The sequence below is a fragment of the Empedobacter brevis NBRC 14943 = ATCC 43319 genome, assembly GCF_000382425.1.
Taxonomy (GTDB): Bacteria; Bacteroidota; Bacteroidia; order Flavobacteriales; family Weeksellaceae; genus Empedobacter; species Empedobacter brevis.
In genome coordinates, this window is sequence record NZ_KB908292.1 from 384,409 (window position 1) to 405,335 (window position 20,927).

A 20,927-nucleotide genomic window follows, 5' to 3' on the forward strand; every position below is an offset into this window, starting at 1 on the left:
ATTTGTTTAAAACAATCTAAATCTTATGTTCAACGAACTGAAAACCTACATCAATAATAGAATCACATTAACCAAATATGATTTAATAGATTCCGTAAGCAATATGTTAGCAAGTGGAATTTATATTCTCATTCTTGCAGTGTTTGCATTATTTTTATTATTGTTAGGTAGTTTAGCATTAGGATTTATTTTAGGCAGTTATTTTAATGATACAGGATTAGGGTTTTTAACTGTTACTGGAATTTATTTTATCGTAATGATAATGTGCCTTTTGTTCAGAAAAAAATTAAAATTATTCTTAACAAATATTGCCATAGAAAATGCGATGGAAGCAATGTCTAACCAAGATGATGACGAAGATGAAGAATAAAGAAAAACCGGTGATTAAAAATTTAGAAGATTTACGTCTTGCGAAAAAAATGCTTCGCATTGAAATGAAAGCTTCTGAGCAAAAACACGACAATTCTTTAGTCAATAAAGCAGTTGGTCTTATTACAAATTTAAAGACGGACAGTAGCTTTACTTCATCAAAAGTTGAAAATGCTTTGCATTGGGCCGGAGATAAAGCTTCAAAAAAATATCCGATGAAAGGAATTACCAAAATTGTAATTTCCGGATTAATCATGATAGCCGTTCCTATTATTACAAGTAAAATTCAGGAATATATTGAAGAAAAACTTTAAAAAATATTTTCATAAAAAAGCCTTACATCATGTAAGGCTTTTTTTATGTGTTAATCTTAAGCTCGATTAATATTTCTCATGGAAATATTCGTTTAATATTTTAATTTTATCTTGTTTATCCTTTGCTTCCTGATGACGCAATTCTACACGACGAATTTTACCTGAAATTGTTTTTGGCAATGATTCTACAAACTGTACGATTCGAGGAATTTTATAACGCGCCAAATGTGCTTCCGTGTATCTAAAAATATCTTTTGCTAATCTTTCAGAAGCCTCGTATCCGGGAGCCAAAATAACGAAAGCTTTTATCGCATTACTTCGTAATTGATGAGGGCTAGCTACAACAGCTGCTTCCATTATTGCTTCATGCTCTAACAAAGCACTTTCAACTTCAAATGGCCCAACTCTAAAATCAGATGCTTTTATGACATCATCATCACGTCCGACAAACCAGATATAACCGTCTTCATCCTTATAAGCCTTGTCTCCAGTATAATATAAACCATGTTTAAAAACTTTTGACATCTTATCTTTCTGAATCAAATAAGTTTTGAAAATCCCATTGATTGTTTCTTCATCGTAAACAACACAGATATTTCCTTCTTCTCCTTCTTGTACAACTTTACCATTATCATCAGCAATGACAATATCATATAAAAAAGTCGATTTCCCCATCGAACCATATTTTATTTTCATATTTGGTAAATTAACTATCATAGCTGTCGATTCAGATTGACCATAACCATCACGAATAATAACTCCTGTTCCTTCTTTCCAGACATCAATAATTTCAGGATTAAGAGGCTCTCCGGCAGCAACACATTGTCGAAGCTTGAAATGATAATTTTTTAAATCTTCTAAAATCAATACACGTAATGCTGTTGGCGGTGCACAAAAAGTTGTTACACCTAAATCCTGGATTGTTTGTAATTGTTCTTTTGAATCAAATTTATCTGCATGATAACCCAAGATGGTTGCACCCATATTCCAGGGAGCAAAAAAACTACTCCAAAAAAACTTTGCCCAACCCGGTTGCGAAATATTATAATGCAAATCTCCCTGCTTCATTCCAACCCACGAAGAAGTGGTAAAACCACCAAGCGGATAAGTATAATGTGTATGCACAACAACTTTAGGCATCCCTGTAGTTCCGGAGGTAAAAAAATAAAACAAGTCATCATCTGGTTTTGTATCAGCAGCCTTTGCTTCTGACGACTCATTCCATAATTCATTGAGGTTTGTCCAACCTTCCCGTTCTCCTTCTGTAATTAATTTGATTTTAATCTTTCTATCAAACTTTGCTTCTGCTTCATCAATTTTTGACGCATTCTCCAGATCCGCCAAAACAACTTCTGGAAAAGAAGATTCGAATCGAAAGGCTAAATCACGCACTCCTAAAGTTGTTGCCGCCGGAATAATAACCAACCCTCCTTTGATCGCTGCTAAGTAACCAATCCAGGTAATTGGTAATAACGGAACTTGGGAAAACATTTTGTCTCCTTCTTTAATTCCTTTACCTCGTAAATAATTTAAAAATTGATTGTATTTATTCGATAAATCTTGAAATGTATAATCTTCTCGTTGATCATTATACTTCCAAATCAAACCCTTCTGCTCTCCTAGTTGAGCAACATTATAAGGTTCAAAAACATCTCTTACCCAATTAAATTTTTCCGGTTTAAAAATTTTAATTTCTTTTAATTGTGCATAATCTTCTTCTTCGATCGATGATCGAATAGAGTTAAACAATTCTTGTACTGTCATTTATTTGTGGTTTTGAATAAATATAGAAAAATTATTTATTCAAACATCCCTTTTAAGAATAAAAAAAGGATGGTTTTATTAAACCATCCTTTCTTATATCTAATTATTGAGAATACATTAATCTCTACCTCTTCTAGAGTTTCCCGTTCTGTTACGGTCTCCACCGCGGTATCCACCACGATCTCCTCCTCTACTATCACGGCTATCGCGGTCACGATCACCTCCACGGTAACCACCTCTGTCACGATCACGGTCTCCACCTCTGTAACCTCCGCTTCTTTCACGGTCATTATCACGACGGCTGTTGTAACCACGTCCACGAGAATCACCACCGCTACGACGGCGATCTCCTCCACGACGGTCTCCATCACCACGTCTTGGTTCCGGTTTAGAAATTTGAACATCTAAATCTACTCCATCACGTTGCGCATCTTTGAAAGATTCTAATACCAATGATTCGAATTGTGTATCCACTTCGAAGAAAGAGAAATTACGTAAAATTTCAATTTTTCCGATTTCGATGTTGCGGTTACGTGTTTGCTCGTTAATCAATCCAATTAAATTTGGAACACGTAAGTTGTGTTTTTGACCAATGTTAATAAAGAATCTTGAGAAATCACGACCACCACGACGATTAGAAGAACGATCTCCTCTATCACCGCGGTCACCTTCAGCAGTAATATCTTTTGTATTTTTGTAATATTCTAAGAAAGAATTAAACTCCACCGTTAAGAATCGTTTTAACAATGTATCACGATCAATATTTGCTAATTTTTCGTTAACCGTTTCCATGTATGGTTCGATTAATTCTTCATCAACTTCAATATTTTCGATTTTCTCGATTAAAGAAATTAAACGTTTCTCACAAATCTCAGCTCCTGTCGGAACATTTTTAGGTTCAATTTTAGATGCAATTAATTTTTCTAAATCTCTAATTTTACGAGCCTCACGACCACCAGAAATGATAATAGAAATTCCTTTGTTCCCTGCACGACCTGTACGACCAGAACGGTGAACATAAACTTCCGGATCATCTGGTAAGTTAAAGTTGATTACGTGTGTTAATTCGTTAACATCAATACCACGAGCAGCAACATCAGTCGCAACTAAGATTTGAATGTTTTGGTTACGGAATTTATCCATCACATGGTCACGTTGAGATTGAGATAAATCTCCGTGCAATGCATCTGCATTATAACCATCTTGCATTAATTTATCTGCTACATCTTTCGCTTCGCGACGAGTTCTACAGAAAACAATACCATAAATATTTGGGTAATAATCGGCTAAACGTTTTAAAGCTAAGTAACGATCAGAAGAACGTACTAAATAAACGTGGTGCTCGATATTTTTAGATGCAGTATTTACTTTACTTACAGCAATCTCTACCGGATTGTGCATATATTCTGAAGCGATACGACGAACCTCTGAAGGCATCGTTGCTGAGAATAATAATGTTTGTTTTTCTTCTGGAGTAGTTTCTAAAATTGAATCGATTTCGTCACGGAATCCCATGTTCAACATCTCATCAGCTTCATCTAAAACTGTCCAAGTAATGTCATTAATTTTTAATGCATTACGTTTTATTAAATCCATTGTACGACCTGGTGTTCCTACAACGATTTGCGGATTATCTTTTAATCCTCTAATTTGTTTTACAATGTCAGCTCCACCGTAAACTGCTTGTACACGCACTCCGCGCATATCTGCTGAAAAAGATTCTAATTCTTTTGCAATTTGTAAACATAACTCACGTGTCGGGCATAAGATAATTGCCTGAACCGATTTTGAATCTGTTGCTAAATTGTTTAAGATTGGAAGCCCGAATGCTGCTGTTTTTCCAGTACCTGTTTGCGCCAATGCAATAACATCTTGATCTGATGAAAGGATTTGAGGAATAGCTTTTTCTTGGATTGGAGATGGACTAACGAATCCCATCTTCTCAATTGCAGTTAGGATATCATCTTGAAGTCCTAATTCTTTGAATGTAATCATGTTAGATACGACACCGAGATAATGAAATTCATTTATGTTTCATATCACGGTTTTATTTTTAAATTATTTAACCAACAGATATGAAAGAATAAAATTAAATGGCTGAGCAGCCTAAAAAATCCCTAAATGAATATTCTTTAACATCCGTACCTTAACTCTAAAAGGCTGTGCAAATGTAAGGATTATTTTTGAAACACACAACACACTTTCATAATCCTTACAAAACACGCACAATTATTTATTTTACTGAATGTAAGCACATTACTAACAATCTGCTATATTTACTGCAACTGCCAGACCTCCTTCTGAAGTTTCTTTGTATTTATTATTCATATCTTTTGCCGTTTCCCACATGGTATTGACAACTTTATCCAATGGAACTTTTGCATTCAAAGGATCTGTGTCCAATGCTAATTCCGCAGCGTTAATTGCTTTAATTGCTCCCATTGTATTGCGCTCAATACATGGAATTTGAACTAACCCTCCAATTGGATCACACGTTAGCCCCAAATGATGTTCCATTGCAATTTCTGCAGCTATTGTTACCTGAGCAGGAGTTCCGCCCATTAATTCACATAAAGCTGCCGCAGCCATTGCAGATGATACGCCAATTTCTGCTTGACAACCTCCCATTGCAGCTGAAATAGTTGCTCCTTTCTTAAAGATAGAACCAATTACTCCGGCTGTCGTTAAGAATTGTTCAATTTCTTTTTGTCCAGCTTTATGATTTTCGATAACCAAATAGTACATCAAAACAGCTGGAATTACACCTGCGCTTCCATTTGTTGGAGCTGTTACAACTCTACCTAAAGAAGCATTGACTTCATTTACAGCCAGAGCAAAACAACTTACCCATTTTAAAATCTGTCGAAAATATACCTTGGTTTTTCGAATAGATGTTATCCATTCATTTGGATTAGAATATGGTGTTGTTCCTACCAAATTTTTATGCATATCATATGCACGTCGTTTTACATTTAACCCTCCTGGTAATATACCTTCTGTATGACAGCCAATGTACATACATTCTAACATGGTATTCCAAACACGCATTAATTCGTGGTGAATTTCATCTTCAGTTCGAAGTGTTTTTTCATTCTCGAACATAATTTCAGAAATCGACTTATTTTCTTTGTTACAAAATTCTAATAATTCTGTTGAGGTATTAAATAAGTGAGGAAATGCACATGTTACATCTGCATTTATAGTATCATCACCTTCTTTTGTAATGAATCCTCCTCCGATTGAATAAAATGTTGAAGTAAACTTTTCGTTACCATAGAAAGCTGTAAACATCATTCCGTTTGCATGAAAATCTAAAAATTCTCTGTTGAAAACGATATCTGTTTTAGGATTAAATTCAATTAAAAATTTATTTCCAAAATTTAATTTTTTCTCATTATTTATCGCATTGATAGTAGTTGAGATATCATCAATAGGAATATACTCAGGATCGGCACCACTTAATCCTAACATTACAGCATAATCTGTAGCGTGCCCTTTTCCTGTTAAAGATAAAGACCCGTATAAATCTACACGAACTTGCGTAATTTTATCAAAAATAGATGCAGCCTCTAATTCTTTCAGAAAAGCTTCTGCAGCACGCCATGGGCCTAAAGTATGAGAACTTGAAGGGCCAACGCCAATTTTGAGCATATCAAATACTGAAATACAATCCATTTTGCACTTTTAATTTACATTTTTCCACACAAGACAAATATAACCGTTAATTCACATATTCACTTTATTTTTGGATAATTTTTATCAATTCAAACAATTATAGAGCTTAAAACATTCATATTGAAAATTTTAATAAAAATAATTCAAAATAAAAAAGAGGCAACATAATCATGCAACCTCTTATTATATATATTATTATATTTTACTTACTTGAATTTATACCAATACGGATAAATAATTGCTAAACCGTAACCTATAAACACAAATAATGAGAACATCGTAAACAGCGTTCCATCAGCCATAAATTCAGGTTGTATCACTGCTGATGCAAATAATGAAACAACAACCATGTACACCCCTATTCTTTTGTATGCATTCACTAAGAAAATTCCTGCTAAAGCAATTATTCCTAAAACAATTGTAACAATTGGGTACCATTCTGGCATTTTCGGAGCATCTTCATTTAGCATCTGTCTGAACAAATAATCATTTGTCACCAATAACTGATATCCACGATAAAGAATACTTAAAACCAAGAAAACCATTATAAAGATCATTGACTTGAATAAGAAAGACTTTTTATTTCCTTCGTGTTTCAAATCTTTATTTTTTGTCTGATCAGTCATCAAGACTTTTGTGTCAAAAATATCATCACGTTCTTGATTGGTATCTAATTTTTGATCTGTCATAGCTTCATTTTAAAATAAAAAATCATAACCTTTTAAACTCAATTTTTCATATTTTTCTTCATCAAAACGATACAATTTAGATACTTTACGATGTTGTTTAGGATCTGTTGTATTACCTGTTTCAATAATCAAATTTGAATTAAAAATTTTCTTTCTAAAGTTACGTTTATCCAATTCTCTGTTCAACGCTTTTTCATATAAACTTTGTAATTGTGCAATGGTAAACTCATCTCCTAATAAGTTAAATCCTACCGGACGGCGCTTGACACGGCGTTTCACGCGCTCTTTTGCATATTTTACAATCTCATTATGATCAAAAGCTAAATCGGGAACACGATCGTAAGGATACCATTCCCCTCCTTGCGCTTTTACTTTTTCTTCTATTTGAGGTGTTAACTTCACCAATGCATAGTAGGCAACATTTACAACTCGTCCTAATGGATTACGGAAAACTTTTGTAAAAGCTTTCAACTGTTCTATATAAGTTTGGTGCTCATCGTACGCAATTTTTTCGATAAGCAATTCATGAATTGCCTGATCATTGCTTACGGTTGGTGCGATATATTTACCTGGTAAAACCAAAGCTCCTCTAAAAGGATCGTTTAGTTTTTTATAAACTAATATTTTAAGATCTTCTCCATCAAACCCGAAAAGTACGAGACTTGAACATAGAGCGACCTGAAAAAACTTTTCCTTTTCTTCGTCTGTCATTTTGTGGGATGATTTAAAAAGTTGAACTTTTCTTAATGAAAGATCGAGTGCATCAATCTATTTTTATCATTAAAAGATTCTTCTAACGAAATCATAGATTCTGTTCTCAAAACATCATCAATCTGATCAATTTTGTAGATAACTTCTTTCGCATCAGAAGTGTCTCTTGCGCGAATTTTACAGAAGATATTATATTTTCCGGAAACAACATGAACAACTGTTACATTAGGAATTTTATATAATTCGTCTATGACTTTTTGAGTTTTGTTTGTTTTTGTAAGCAATAAACCTACATAAGCTACAAATTGATAACCCATTTTATCATAATCTGTAATTAGTGTAGTTCCTTTGATGATTCCAGCCTCCTCTAATTTCTTGACACGTACGTGAATCGTACCAGCAGAAACATTCATTTTCTTCGCTATTTCTGTAAATGGCATTCTTGTATTGTCAATCAAATACATCAAAATTTTCTTATCAACATCATCAATTATGTAATTCATTTTCCTAATTTTTGATTATTATTATTGTTTTAATAAAAAATCGAATTAATTTTTAGCAAAATTATAAATAAAACAAACAAACTTCAAAATATTTTTTAATGATTTATTTAATCTTTTACTTTTGTTACAATAATAGTTCAAAAAAGAAAGAACTAATCACTTTTGTTTGTTTGCGCGAGTTTATTGTCTAACCACAATAAACTCATTTTTTTTTATTTAATTTTAACTAACCCGCGACGTTTCTGCTGAACTTTGGGAGGTGACGTTTTTTGATAAGTAACTTTTATAGAATCTTTAGTATTTTGACGAACTGAATCTATTTTTCTTTCTTCAGCTTTCTGTAATTTAGGAACTACTATTGAGTCAAATTTCTCCTGTCTTTCTTCTACAGTTTTCGTTTTGGATTTCTTTTTGTTATCATCCAACCCAAGGAAACCTCTGAATGTATCAAAATTCTTGTTGTACTGAATTCCTACTCCAAAACTTTGATTCAAGTTATTTTCCATTCCCGGCAATAAACCAAAAGTTGTTGGTTTGGTAAATGCTCTTAATAATAAACCGCCATTATTCAACTTAGAAATATCGTATGTGATGTCAAAATTTCCATCAAAATTCTCCTGAACATTTCGATTATTTGTTACAGCTATTCCATAGGAACCTCTTAAACTCAACCTATTGTTTACACGATAGGAAACTGATGTTCTAATTTTATCATTTGTATCAGACTGCGCGCTCCCTCCTACATACTCCATTTGTATGTCTACATTGTTCGCTATAGACGACAACATACCTGCAATAGTAGACAGACCGATATCAGCAGCTGTACTTGTCACTCCGGACTGAACCGCAGAAGCATCTCCAAATTTTCCTGTTAATAAGATATAACTAAATTGAAGCATCTGTTCTTCTGTATTGGAGCGGAATTTTGATTGCAACTGCGAATTAATATCAGATCCTGCATTTGGAATTGTTAAACCAAAATCAATAATTGGTTTTTTCAGCGTTTCAGAAATATTAATTGATAAGAGAGCATCATGAATCTGAGAACGTCCAACTCCTAAATAATCTCCCACATTCGAAACTGAGCGTTCGTATTCCGCAGTGATATTAAGTGTCGCATCAAGCGGATTTCCTGCAAACTGAACCGAAGATCCTTTCTTAATTTTAAAATCTTTCGGGATCAAAGGAAACTGTCTGAATTCATAAGTTCCACTTTCTATATTATATACACCTGTAATACTTAATCCTGCTTTATTCATTAAGAATCGAAGATTTTCTGCTGTACCGCGAGCAGTTGCTTTGTCATTTGTGGCTGCATCAAAAATTAGATTGACCATTGAATTAGGGTAGGCATTAATATTCACATCTATCGACATTCCTTTCGGCGTGCGATGTTCGTTATTCTTTTCTTTGTCTTCGATATGTTGATGAGGAACAAAACGAACCAAATTATTTTCAGATTCTATCGTTGTACTACCTGTATTAATGGTTAATTCAGAATTTCCCACAACAGTTGCATCACCGGCAATCTCTAGCTCCTCGACCGCACCAAACATGGTCACATTTCCTTTTGCAAATACCTTCCCATAAAAAAGCTCATTGTCTTTTATAGATGTATTCATCACCAATAAATTATCTGTATCAAAATCTAAATTGAGACCCCATTTACTTAAGCTTTTAAAAAGAATCGCCCCATCAACTTTTCCTTTTGTATTGTACGCTGTTTCTTTAAAGGCAACATCATTTAACATAATAATCCCCTGTCCGGCTCCTTGCTTCGAAACTAATAATTCATTTTCTCCTTCAAACAAATAGTCTGTTCCCAAGAAATTTACTTTCAGACCAAGATCTTTTGCAATCATGTTTCCATTAAGATTTGGTAAATCGACAGGTCCATCAATTTTTAAATCCCCTGATAATGTACCACGCATATTAGAGAAAACCGATTTCAAGAACCCTTCTAAGAAATCTACATGAAATTCGTCAAAATTAGCTAAAACATCAAGCTCAGGTCCGGTTGGTTTATTGATGATATTTCCTCTCGCCATCAACGATTCAATTTGTTCTTTTTGTAAACTAAGTCCAAAATTGAATGTTTTTTCGGCTACATCATAACCACCTTGTAAGGTTAGATTACCAAGTTCAAAATCATTCAAGCCTAAGCTATCAATTTTTGCTTCAAGCGTAGGTTCTAACTTTTCTTTTGTTCGTACAACATCTACTTTTCCATTTGCTACACCGACAATTTTTAAATTATTCAAAAATGTTTTAGGAATAATTTTTTGGAGATGTAAATCTTTAAAATCAGCATTAAAATTGTAATCAATGTTGTTGTTAAACAATCCACTCACTTTTAAATATTGTGCCTCCGATTCTAATGACAAATCCTCTACTTTTAACGATTTATTGATTCGATTAAAAAGAATACGATTTGAATTTGCATCATTCAAGTGATTAATTGTCCATTGTGTCGAATCGATTTGAATAGTCGAAGGCGAAAATCCGAAAATTAAATCGTTTTTATTTTGTACCGTATGGAAAAGATTTAAATTGAATAAGATTGGACTTTTTCTACCGATATTAAAATCCGTCTTCACAATCATCGTATCGTTTTTCGGAACCGAATTAACATTAATTGCATTGATCGTTACTCCACTCACTTTCAAACTATCAATTTTTGCATTTAAAGTTGGTAGTTCAGCAATTGTATTCAAGTTCACATTCGATTGAAACAATTGAATTCCTGCATATTTTATCCCAGGTGTATTTAAGGTCGCTTCCAGTTGGTTCTCTGTTCCGTCAATATAACCTTTAATATGTGTATCCGGTTCTATCACAATTGATGGATCAATATATTTCAGCAAGTTTTCCTGTACATAGACATCAAAAGAAAAAGCCTGGTTCGGAGAAACTTTTTTAAGACGGAAAGATGGTACCAAATCAACAAGAGAATTATTCATCACATCTGCAACTTCTGCAATATTAAATTTCCCATCAACAGTCGCACGCATATATTCAGGAACATCTAATGTCATGATTTTATGAGAGCCGTTAATTTCTGAATTCAAAATAACATGAGCCAATTCCAATGTATCTTTTTTAGAGCGGAAATAAAGATTTTTCACATCAATATTTCCGCTTAAATCATTTATATTCGTCAGCTTAAAATTCCCTGTAACATTCCCGCGAACAACTGCATTTAAGTTTTTTGTTAAACCGATAAAATCTAAATTAACCTGTCGGATATTCGAGGTAAAATCAAAATCGTAAGGTTTTCCGCTGAAGTTAATTTTTCCATTCAGCTGTGCATTTAAATTGGGGTCTTTGATATCAAATAAACCATTAAACTGATAATTTTTAACCAAACCATCAACTGTAATATTTTGATAACGTTTTCCCATCAAATCCATATAACGAAGTGTTCCGTCCACATCTAAATTGATATTTTTCAGATCTGTTCCTCGTCCATCAAATCTAAACTTACCGCTTACATAGCCCAAATCTTTCGCATTTGTTAATTGACGAAGATTTAAATTTTTGGCATCTAATGTTCCTTTATAAATTAATGATTTTACATCTTTATAATTTCTTATTTGTGCATTCAAATCTGCATCCCCCAATCCAGAAACAGCATATCCGTTTGCATTAATTTCATTCGGATTAAGCGAAATATCTCCTCGGTAATTCAAATTTCCAAAACGCGTCAATATATCCGGAATCTTTTTGGAAATAAATGTTGGAAGTAATTTTGTAATGCTTTGATAAGAAGTAGTAACTTTTGCATTTCTGGTCGAAAACCTCAGCGAAGATCCATGCAATACATCTTGAAGTTGTAAACGAGAGGCACCTACATAATTGTCACCACCTTTCAGCTCAAAATCAGAGAAAGTTAAATTATTCAACGTTCCGTCTACTTTTCCATACACATCAACCGATGAGTTCTTATCAAATTGTTCTGTAAAATATCGGATTTCTTTAAAATTTATTTTAGAACCCCGGTCAAAAAAAACATCCCAACGAACTTTATCTGCAAAATCAGACATATCAGAAGGCTCCTCATAGCTCAGCAATAAATTTCCGTTAAGTACAGAGGTATCTGTCCGTAAATTTAAATTTCCTATTCGGATTTCCTTTTTCGAATAATGAACTTTCCCTGTAAAATTCTGAACGTTATAAATTTCTTTATTTTTGACCGCTGTAAAACAAAAATTCTCCAGATCTGCCGTAATATCTGAATCGACTAAACGAAAGTTTTTGACTGTCATATTCAGTTGCTTCGAATCTAACCAAACGTTTCCAGAATTTCTATTGACAATTGAAACTTTTCCGTCTGCTAAAATAAAATTTCCATCAAGCTTAAAAATCTTTTTCGGGTCTTTTGGTTTATCCGAACTAAAACCATTTACAAATTTGATAAAGTTTGAAACAGAATCACCTTTATATGTTATTACACGAATTTCGGGCTGAATCAATTTTACTTCATTCAAATCAATATGATCTTTTTTGATTCCAGGTAGAAGAGTCCAAAGATTAATGGTTGTTTCCATGGTTTTTGACTTCATAAAATCATATTTATGGTCGTCTTTTATTTTCACGCCATGGAAATATATTCGCCCAAAAAAATCAATATCCACCGAATCTACAAAAATCTGCGTATTCAATGATTGATTTAATTTCTCTAAAGCAAAATGGGCTATTTTTGTCTGTACCGCAGGGATTTGTATGGCGATTGCTACTGTTAAAACTAAGGTTAGAACAAGTATAATCAACGACAATAAAAATCTTCCTATTCGTCTGACTATTTTCAATGGTTTAAATTTACGATATTTGCAGGGTAAAAATAAGTTATAAATTTTATTCTACAAGGAATTATGAGCGATAAAAACTACATTTTAGCCATAGAATCTTCTTGTGATGATACAGGCGCTGCGATAATTGATGGAAACAGAATTATTTCTAATGTTGTGGCAAGTCAAAAAATTCACGAAATATATGGTGGCGTAGTACCGGAATTAGCTTCGAGAGCACATCAACAAAATATTGTTCCCGTCGTAGATCAGGCCCTTAAACAGGCAGATATTACCAAAGAAGAACTTAAAGCAATTGCTTATACACGTGGTCCCGGATTAATGGGATCGCTTCTGGTTGGCGGAAGTTTTGCAAAATCGTTCAGCCAATCACTGAACATTCCATTGATTGAAGTCAATCACATGCAAGCCCATATTTTGGCCAACTTTATTGAAGATGCCAATGATGAAAAACCGACTTTCCCGTTTTTATGTTTGACAGTGAGTGGCGGGCATACGCAAATTGTCAAAATCAATAATTATTTTGACATGGAAATTTTAGGTGAAACGATTGATGATGCTGCCGGAGAAGCATTTGATAAAGCGGGTAAAATTTTAAATTTACCTTATCCTGCAGGACCTATTATTGATCAAAAATCAAAAGTAGGAAATCCTTTAAAATTCAAATTTGCCAAACCAAAAATTGAGGGTTTAAATTTTAGTTTCAGTGGTTTCAAAACGTCAATTTTATACTTTATCCAAAAAGAAGTAAAAGCAAATCCTGATTTTATCGAAGAAAACATTGACGATTTGTGTGCTTCAATCCAGCGTTCAATTGTTGATATTCTGATGGAAAAAGTAAAAAAAGCTTCTGACACAACGGGAATTAAACAAATTGCAATTGCCGGTGGTGTTTCTGCAAACTCTGAAATACGTCAACGTTTAAAAGATGGTGAAACTGAATTTGATTGGAAAACCTTCATTCCAAAGTTTGCTTACACTACTGACAACGCCGCCATGATCGCAATGGTTGGAAGTTTAAAATTTGATCAAGAAATATTTACAGAAAACACCGCTAAATCAGTAGCAAAATATCACATCTAATGAAATTATTTTTTGGAAAAATACACCAAGATATTGCTGTTTTAAACGAAGAAGAAAGCCACCATTTCGCAAAAGTTCTGCGAGGAAATGAAGGTGATCTGGTTCATGTAACAGATGGAAAAGGAAACTTAGCAAAAGTAGAAATTACATCTATTTCGAAAAAAGTTGTAGAAGGAAAAATCATTGAATTAAAAACGGATTTCGAAAAGAAAAACTATTATCTTCATGTTGCTATTGCACCTACCAAAACAATGGAAAGATTAGAGTTTTTCTTAGAAAAAGCGACAGAAATTGGCATTGATGAAATTACCTTTTTACAAACCTTTCATTCGGAACGAAAAAATATTAAAGTTGAACGAATCGAAAAAATCATTCAAGCTGCAACCAAACAATCGCTAAAAGCTTATTTACCTAAAGTAAATGATTTAACTAAATTCAATGATTTTATTAAATCAGATTTTGAGGGTTTCGTCAAATGCATCGCTCATTGCGAATCGGATATTGAACGTACACCATTGAGAACCGTTTTAGAAAATAATCCTCAGAAAATATTGCTTTTAATTGGTCCGGAAGGAGATTTTTCGAGAGAGGAAATTATTTCTGCTGAAGAACATAATTTTACCGGAATCAGTCTTGGTCACCAACGTTTCCGTACAGAAACTGCTGCTTTACAAGCTGTTTTTGCAGTAGATTGGGGTTTAAAATAATCATAGTTTACACGATAAAAAAACTTCAACCTTGTTTTTGGATTGAAGTTTTTTTTGTTTAATTACTTTGTTCTTTTATAAAATCATTGATGGTAACATTTAAACGTTTGTTACGAATATCTTTCTCAAAACGAATTGGTTCCACTGCTCTTTCATTGCAATCTTTCATTCCGCAATTTTCACAAGTAACTGCCACTTCTTTTACAGGAATTGAGGGGTCATTCATAAATTTTATTTTACGCTGAGCCGATTTATACAATACACCTATCGTTACACTGCGCAAATAATTCGGGTTAAACGGATCTTTCGTTGCAGAAGAGATAACATAATATTTCTGATTATTATTGAATGGATACAATGAAATCTGAGCTGAAATCTCGTGATAATCTCCCTGATGCTTTTCTAGTTCTTTCAACACATTCAACGAAACCCAGCGGCGGCAATAATGCTCATCTGTCTCATTTGCCTGAGGAGATTGTTGTTGATTCAGGTGCAATTCTTTTGTCAATTTAAAAGAATTTGACCCAACTTTCGTTGATAATCTTAAGAAAAATAAATCCCGAATATTGAAATGTTTTGGCAACAAATTTGTCATGCGCTGATAAACCGTTTCCGGTGATTCAGTATATTTTCCTAAAATTTCTTGAAACTTGGATAAATCATGCTGTTCCACTGCAAACAAATCCTGCATATCTTTCAGCAATTTATCTTCCGGTAACAACAATGCTCCCGCAAAATAGGAAGCATAAAAATTATTCAGCAACTGATCAAAGTTTTCAAAACTCGCCCATGAAAAAGTATATAAACGTTCCTTCAGTTCAAGGTAATTATATCCTAATTCTTTCGCCAGAATGAAACGTTTTTGATCATTATCAGAAATCGAGTTGATATAAAGTAGTTTTTTTTCTTTGATATAAATTGAACGTAACTTAGCCAAGTCCTTTGCTCCTAACTTACTGAAATCTTCATAAATGATTAAATAATTGTATTCTTCTTTTAAAATTTCTTCCATTGCTTCATTCGAAACAAAACCGTCTGAATCCACTAAATATTCTTTTAAAAAACTCTTCGCTGCCCCCTCTATTTCAGGAAAATAATTATCATTTGCCTCTTGAAAAGAACGCAATGAAGCCAAGAAAAAACTTTCGCGTGTAAGGTTATAATTATTACCAATTTCAATCAGAGTAGAAATGAAAGCATTAACTTTCATCGGAGCATTAGAAATAATTTCGATTAAATCTCTTTCTTCAATTCCAAATAATTCTAACGGAATTTCCTGCAATAGATTTGATTGTAAAATTTCTGCAATCGGTGCCAAATTTTTATCCAATTTCAACGAAACTATCTCATCGTAAGGAATTTCCAATGCTTCTGCAAGTGCTACAATTTTATCAGTTTTTGGGTATTTTTTACCTTTTTCGATTTCATTCAAGTATGATTTAGAAAGCCCTGTCAACTTAGATAACTTAAACAATGACAAGTCTTTAGAATTTCTAACCTGCTTCAATTTTAATCCAAAAATTAATTTAATGTATTCTTCTTGCATAATTTTTTCAAAAAATATTTGGTAAATGTAAACGAATTTTTATAATTTAGCGAACGTTCGCTGGAAGTAAAATTCCGCTCGAATAACCAAAACCAAAATTACAACAAAAACACAAAAAAATGGATACTATTACGAGTGAATTAAAATTATCGCAGAATAAACTGGATAGTTATCCGGATATCCTGACAAAAGAAGCAGTGAAATTTTTAACTGCCTTACACAAGAATTTCAATGAAAGACGTTTGGAACTTTTGGCAAACCGGCAAGAAAGACAAATCTTTTTTGATTTGGGAAATTTCCCAACCTTTTTGTCGGAAACAAAAGACATCAGAAATAGTGATTGGACAGCCGATTCTATTCCTGATGATTTGAAAGACAGACGTGTTGAAATTACAGGTCCGGTTGATCGAAAAATGGTAATAAACGCATTAAATTCTGGTGCTAAAACATTTATGGCCGATTTTGAAGATAGCAATTCTCCTACATGGAATAACAATCTTCAAGGACAACAAAATTTAAGAGATGCAGTAAACGGGACAATTTCATTTGAAAAAAATGGTAAAACATACAAATTAAATGAAGAAACTGCAGTCTTAATTGTAAGACCGAGAGGTTTACATTTGAATGAAAAACATATCATAATAGAAAAACAAGAAATATCAGGCTCACTATTTGACTTTGGTTTATATTTTTTCCATAATGCACACACGTTACTTTCCAAGCAAAGTGGGCCTTATTTCTATCTTCCTAAATTAGAACATCATTTAGAAGCCCGTTGGTGGAACGATGTTTTTGTGTTTGCACAAAACTATATAGGTTTACCGCAAGCAACAATTAAAGCGACTGTTTTAATCGAAACAATTACAGCTTCTTTTCAACTGGATGAAATTATTTATGAATTAAAAAACCACATTGCAGGTTTAAACTGCGGTCGTTGGGATTATATATTTTCTTACATCAAAAAATTTAAGAAACATCCGAATTTTATTGTTCCGGATCGTTCACAGGTAACAATGACTTCTCCTTTTATGGCGGCTTACTCTCAATTAGTCATTCAGCGTTGTCACAAAAGAAATATCCATGCAATTGGAGGGATGGCAGCTCAAATTCCGATTAAGAATAATGAGCAGGCGAATCAAGTTGCTTTCGATAAAGTAAAAAATGACAAATTGCGTGAAGTAAAAAACGGACACGATGGAACTTGGGTTGCACATCCTGCTTTGGTAAAAGTAGCAAAAGATATTTTTGATGAATTTATGCCTCAAGCAAATCAAATTGATAACAAACGCGAAGATGTTCTGACAACTGCCGAAGCCTTATTAGAACTTCCGAAAGGAACAGTGACCGAAAATGGAATCAGAGAAAATATTAATGTTGGAATTCTATACATCGAAAGTTGGTTATCCGGTAAAGGAGCTGCTGCATTATACAATTTGATGGAAGATGCTGCAACTGCAGAAATTTCGCGTACACAACTTTGGCAATGGTTGAATCAACGTATCATTTTAGAGGATGGAGCTGAATTCAATAGTGATAAATATAAAAAATTAAGAGCTGAAGAGGTTCAAAAAATAAAACAATTCGTTGGTGAGAAAAGCTATCAAAACGGAAGATTTGATGAAGCAGTCAAAATCTTTGACGAGTTAGTTTTAGCTCACAAATTTACAGAATTTTTAACATTAGAAGCCTATAAGTATATTGATTAACCCCTATAACACAGGAAACACACAACACACACATAAACAAAACACAAAAACACAATTATGAGCAATCAAGAAAGAATTCAGAAAATTCAACAGGATTGGGATACAAATCCTCGTTGGAAAGAAGTCATTCGTCCTTATTCAGCAGCAGATGTTATTCGACTGAGAGGTTCTTTGGACATCGATTACACTTTAGCAAAATTAGGTGCAGAGAAACTTTGGAAAGGATTAAATTCGAAACCTTTCATGGCCGGTTTAGGTGCTTTAAACGGTAACCAAGCCATCCAAGAGGTGCAAGCCGGATTAGATGCGATTTATCTTTCGGGATGGCAGGTTGCAGCAGATGCTAATCTATCAGCAGAAATGTATCCGGATCAATCGTTGTATCCTGCAAATTCTGTTCCGATGGTGGTTAAACGTATCAACAATGCATTACGCCGCCGTGATGAAATTCAGTCTGTAACAGAACAAGGAAATATCGAGTATATGGTTCCGATTGTGGCTGATGCTGAGGCTGGTTTCGGAGGAAATCTGAATGCCTATGAATTGATGAAACAAATGATTGAAGCAGGTGTAGCCGGTGTTCATTTTGAAGATCAATTGTCATCAGCAAAAAAATGCGGTCATCTTGGCGGTAAAGTTTTAGTTCCGACACAAGAAGCGATTAACAAATTGGTAGCAGCACGTTTGGCAGCAGATGTTTGTGGGACTCCTACGCTATTAGTTGCGCGTACAGATGCAGAAGCCGCAAATTTAATTACATCGGATATTGATGAAAGAGATTTGCGTTTTATTCTTCCCGGAAGTAGAACTTCTGAAGGATTTTACAATGTTAAAAATGGTTTGGAACAAGGAATTGATCGCGGATTAAGTTATGCACCTTATGCAGATTTAATTTGGATGGAAACCTCTAATCCTGATTTAGGAATGGCAAGAGAATTTGCACAAGCAATCCGAGAAAAATATCCAAATCAATTGCTGGCTTACAATTGTTCACCATCGTTTAATTGGGCAAAACATTTGACTGCTGCCCAAATGGAAACTTTCCGAGAAGATTTGGCTGAAATGGGATACAAATTCCAATTCATCACTTTAGCTGGTTTTCATGCGATGAACACTTCTATGTTCGAATTATCAAAGGCATACAAAGCCAAAGGAATGGCAGGTTATTCGGAATTACAAGAAAGAGAATTCACTTTACAAGAAGATGGTTTTGCAGCAGTAAAACACCAATCTTTCGTCGGAACTCAATATTTCGATTACGTACAAAATACCGTGCAACAAGGTGCTTCCTCTACTACAGCGATGGCTGAAAGTACGGAAGCTGCACAATTCTAATACATACTTTTCAATTAAAAAGGACGTACCGCAACTACGTCCTTTTTTATTTTAAAGTTTTCAGGAAAAAGCCCTTTTAGTTGAATATAAGGCTCTTATGGGGATAATCAAAGAAGTCAGGTAACGATTTGGTAACGGTGCTTGTTGCTTTGTATTTCAACGTGTTTCCGTTCGCTCATTGCAAATATACATTTTTTTTGTCCAAACTTTACCTACAACGCAATAGAAAAAACAGTTGAGTTAGACTGTTTCTTTGTTGCTGAAATATTCCTGTGCAATTGTTATTATTTCTGCACTAAAATATCTTTTGCCATTGCAAGCACCTATGATTGCTTTCTTAAAATCGTCTGCATCACTACCGATGACCAGATAACCGCTAACTCCGATTTTTAAAAGAGATATTACAGCTTCCTCGCTATCATCGTCACTATGGGCAATAAGATTTAAGTTTGGATATTTTGCTTTTAGTTCGTGGAGCTGTGTCAATACCTTGCTATCGAAAAAATCAAGGTCAACGATACAAACTTGGGGCAATTCTTCTAATGCTGATAATTGAGATAGTCCGTTCTCAATACTTTCCGAACGGAACAGTATATCAATTCCTGAAGCTACAAGGTTGTTGCAGATTATATCTATAATCGGGCTTTTATCATTGATAAACGCAATGCTGATTTGTTCGATAGTGTTTGCCATAACTATTTCTATTACTTAGTTATACAAACTTACACAAATATTTCAAGGGTGTCTATTTATTGCCTATGGCAATTTAATGGTTGGTTTGCGAAGTAGTCCTCTATAAATCTTTGTCCATATATTCTTCCAAAGAAGATTTCAATTGGTCTAAAAATGACGTTCGGGAGCCGGCTCGATATTTCATTCGATGAAAAGAATTGTGTAAATCCCCTAAGGTAATCTGAAACAGTCTTTCTAAAGCCAAACTGACTTTTCGTATTCCTATTTTACCGTAGGAAAGTGAGCCATTCGCATACAGCGCATAAATCAGCTCTATTAAGGCATTTTTGGTATCCGTCCAAAGGATACCGTCAGATGAGATACTGTTTGTAGAAAGAGAGCCTGCTATTTCATCATTGTTGATTTTTTGGAGTATGTAGGTATAGAGTAGCTCATTTGCTATTATCCGAGCCACTTTGTTATCATAGTAGGTTGAAAACAACGGGTCAATTTCAAAGACAAAACTATTTAGCCCATCGTGGAAATTGATGTTGCCCAATCTAAAGTAGGTTTCATCACGGTCGGTTCTTCCTGAACGATAATATCTGTAAAAATCTGAATTGTAGATATGCTCCCTGTATTCCTGTTTTAATTCCTGCAATTGTTCTGAAAAATAACTGGCATACATCTTTCCTCCGTCAACGGGACAAGCGGTCTGTATTCGAAATATCTTATTGTGGTAAATGAGTTTGGAGAGGATATATGGCTTAATGTTGCGAAAAAAATTGATTTCCTCCCATTGGTTTTTAAAGCCCTGTTTCGTAACATCCTCTCTTATAGACCATAAATATTCTTTCAGGTATATGGTCATTTGGTATGCTTCATCAATCTCATTGGGGGAAGTGAGCGAAATAGCTTTTTCTTTTCGCTGTATCTCCGAGATAATATGATTTAATGATGATGCCATTCAGATTAGTTTTTTTATTGCTTATTAAACAGAAATATCTAAAGGTCATTCATCGGAATAACCTTTAGATTTCTTTAA

The 20,927-nt window shown here is 33.9% G+C and carries 16 protein-coding genes; 6 read left to right on the forward strand and 10 right to left on the reverse strand.

The window, feature by feature from the left end; translation table 11 throughout:
• Positions 1–25 precede the first annotated feature (25 nt).
• Both H277_RS0105055 and H277_RS0105060 read left to right on the forward strand, forming a co-directional pair.
• Positions 26–370: a phage holin family protein gene (locus tag H277_RS0105055; protein ID WP_019974498.1), complete on the forward strand. Its 345-nt coding sequence runs from the start codon at positions 26–28 to the stop codon at positions 368–370.
• Complete coding sequence (locus H277_RS0105060) at positions 360–683, forward strand: hypothetical protein (protein WP_019974499.1); 324 nt, start codon at positions 360–362, stop codon at positions 681–683. Before H277_RS0105055 ends, H277_RS0105060 begins: the two co-directional genes overlap by 11 nt.
• Positions 684–749: 66 nt before the next feature.
• Here H277_RS0105060 and H277_RS0105065 read toward each other — a convergent pair whose 3' ends face one another.
• From H277_RS0105065 to H277_RS0105095, 7 genes are all read right to left on the reverse strand, one after another.
• Complete coding sequence (locus H277_RS0105065) at positions 750–2,447, reverse strand: AMP-binding protein (RefSeq protein WP_019974500.1); 1,698 nt, start codon at positions 2,445–2,447, stop codon at positions 750–752.
• Positions 2,448–2,564: 117 nt separating this feature from the next.
• Positions 2,565–4,442: a DEAD/DEAH box helicase gene (locus H277_RS0105070; protein WP_019974501.1), complete on the reverse strand. Its 1,878-nt coding sequence runs from the start codon at positions 4,440–4,442 to the stop codon at positions 2,565–2,567.
• A gap of 264 nt (positions 4,443–4,706) precedes the next feature.
• Complete coding sequence (locus H277_RS0105075) at positions 4,707–6,122, reverse strand: L-serine ammonia-lyase (RefSeq protein ID WP_019974502.1); 1,416 nt, start codon at positions 6,120–6,122, stop codon at positions 4,707–4,709.
• 206 nt (positions 6,123–6,328) lie between these two features.
• Positions 6,329–6,811: a hypothetical protein gene (locus H277_RS0105080; RefSeq protein WP_019974503.1), complete on the reverse strand. Its 483-nt coding sequence runs from the start codon at positions 6,809–6,811 to the stop codon at positions 6,329–6,331.
• Between the two features lie 9 nt (positions 6,812–6,820).
• Positions 6,821–7,522 carry an NUDIX hydrolase gene (locus tag H277_RS0105085; RefSeq protein WP_019974504.1) on the reverse strand — a complete coding sequence of 234 codons (702 nt, stop codon included), beginning with the start codon at positions 7,520–7,522 and terminating at the stop codon, positions 6,821–6,823.
• A gap of 32 nt (positions 7,523–7,554) precedes the next feature.
• On the reverse strand, positions 7,555–8,025 hold the full coding sequence (locus H277_RS0105090; protein ID WP_019974505.1) for an Lrp/AsnC family transcriptional regulator: 471 nt from the start codon (positions 8,023–8,025) through the stop codon (positions 7,555–7,557).
• 212 nt (positions 8,026–8,237) lie between these two features.
• Complete coding sequence (locus tag H277_RS0105095; protein WP_146810457.1) at positions 8,238–12,833, reverse strand: translocation/assembly module TamB domain-containing protein; 4,596 nt, start codon at positions 12,831–12,833, stop codon at positions 8,238–8,240.
• A gap of 63 nt (positions 12,834–12,896) precedes the next feature.
• Between H277_RS0105095 and tsaD the strand changes: the two genes are divergently transcribed.
• Both tsaD and H277_RS0105105 read left to right on the forward strand, forming a co-directional pair.
• Entirely contained in the window at positions 12,897–13,916 is a 1,020-nt protein-coding gene (gene tsaD / locus H277_RS0105100; protein ID WP_019974507.1) for a tRNA (adenosine(37)-N6)-threonylcarbamoyltransferase complex transferase subunit TsaD, read from the forward strand.
• On the forward strand, positions 13,916–14,623 hold the full coding sequence (locus H277_RS0105105) for an RsmE family RNA methyltransferase (RefSeq protein WP_019974508.1): 708 nt from the start codon (positions 13,916–13,918) through the stop codon (positions 14,621–14,623). The genes tsaD and H277_RS0105105 overlap by 1 nt, the downstream gene beginning before the upstream one ends.
• 58 nt (positions 14,624–14,681) lie before the next feature.
• On the opposite strand, the gene H277_RS0105110 is transcribed toward H277_RS0105105, so the two are convergent.
• Positions 14,682–16,169, reverse strand: a complete 1,488-nt coding sequence (locus H277_RS0105110; RefSeq protein ID WP_019974509.1) for a helix-turn-helix domain-containing protein — start codon at positions 16,167–16,169, stop codon at positions 14,682–14,684.
• 119 nt (positions 16,170–16,288) lie between these two features.
• Here H277_RS0105110 and aceB point away from each other — a divergent pair, with 119 nt between their 5' ends.
• Together aceB and aceA are read left to right on the forward strand one after the other, a co-directional pair.
• Positions 16,289–17,875 (forward strand): malate synthase A, encoded by a 1,587-nt coding sequence (gene aceB, locus H277_RS0105115; RefSeq protein WP_019974510.1) that lies wholly within the window; start codon positions 16,289–16,291, stop codon positions 17,873–17,875.
• 57 nt (positions 17,876–17,932) lie between these two features.
• On the forward strand, positions 17,933–19,210 hold the full coding sequence (aceA, locus tag H277_RS0105120; RefSeq protein WP_019974511.1) for an isocitrate lyase: 1,278 nt from the start codon (positions 17,933–17,935) through the stop codon (positions 19,208–19,210).
• 240 nt (positions 19,211–19,450) lie between these two features.
• Here the strand turns inward: aceA and H277_RS0105125 are convergent, their stop codons facing one another.
• A complete protein-coding gene (locus H277_RS0105125; protein WP_019974512.1) occupies positions 19,451–19,903 on the reverse strand; it encodes a response regulator in 453 nt (150 codons plus the stop codon).
• 100 nt (positions 19,904–20,003) lie between these two features.
• Positions 20,004–20,849 carry an RteC domain-containing protein gene (locus H277_RS0105130; RefSeq protein ID WP_019974513.1) on the reverse strand — a complete coding sequence of 282 codons (846 nt, stop codon included), beginning with the start codon at positions 20,847–20,849 and terminating at the stop codon, positions 20,004–20,006.
• Positions 20,850–20,927: the final 78 nt, after the last annotated feature.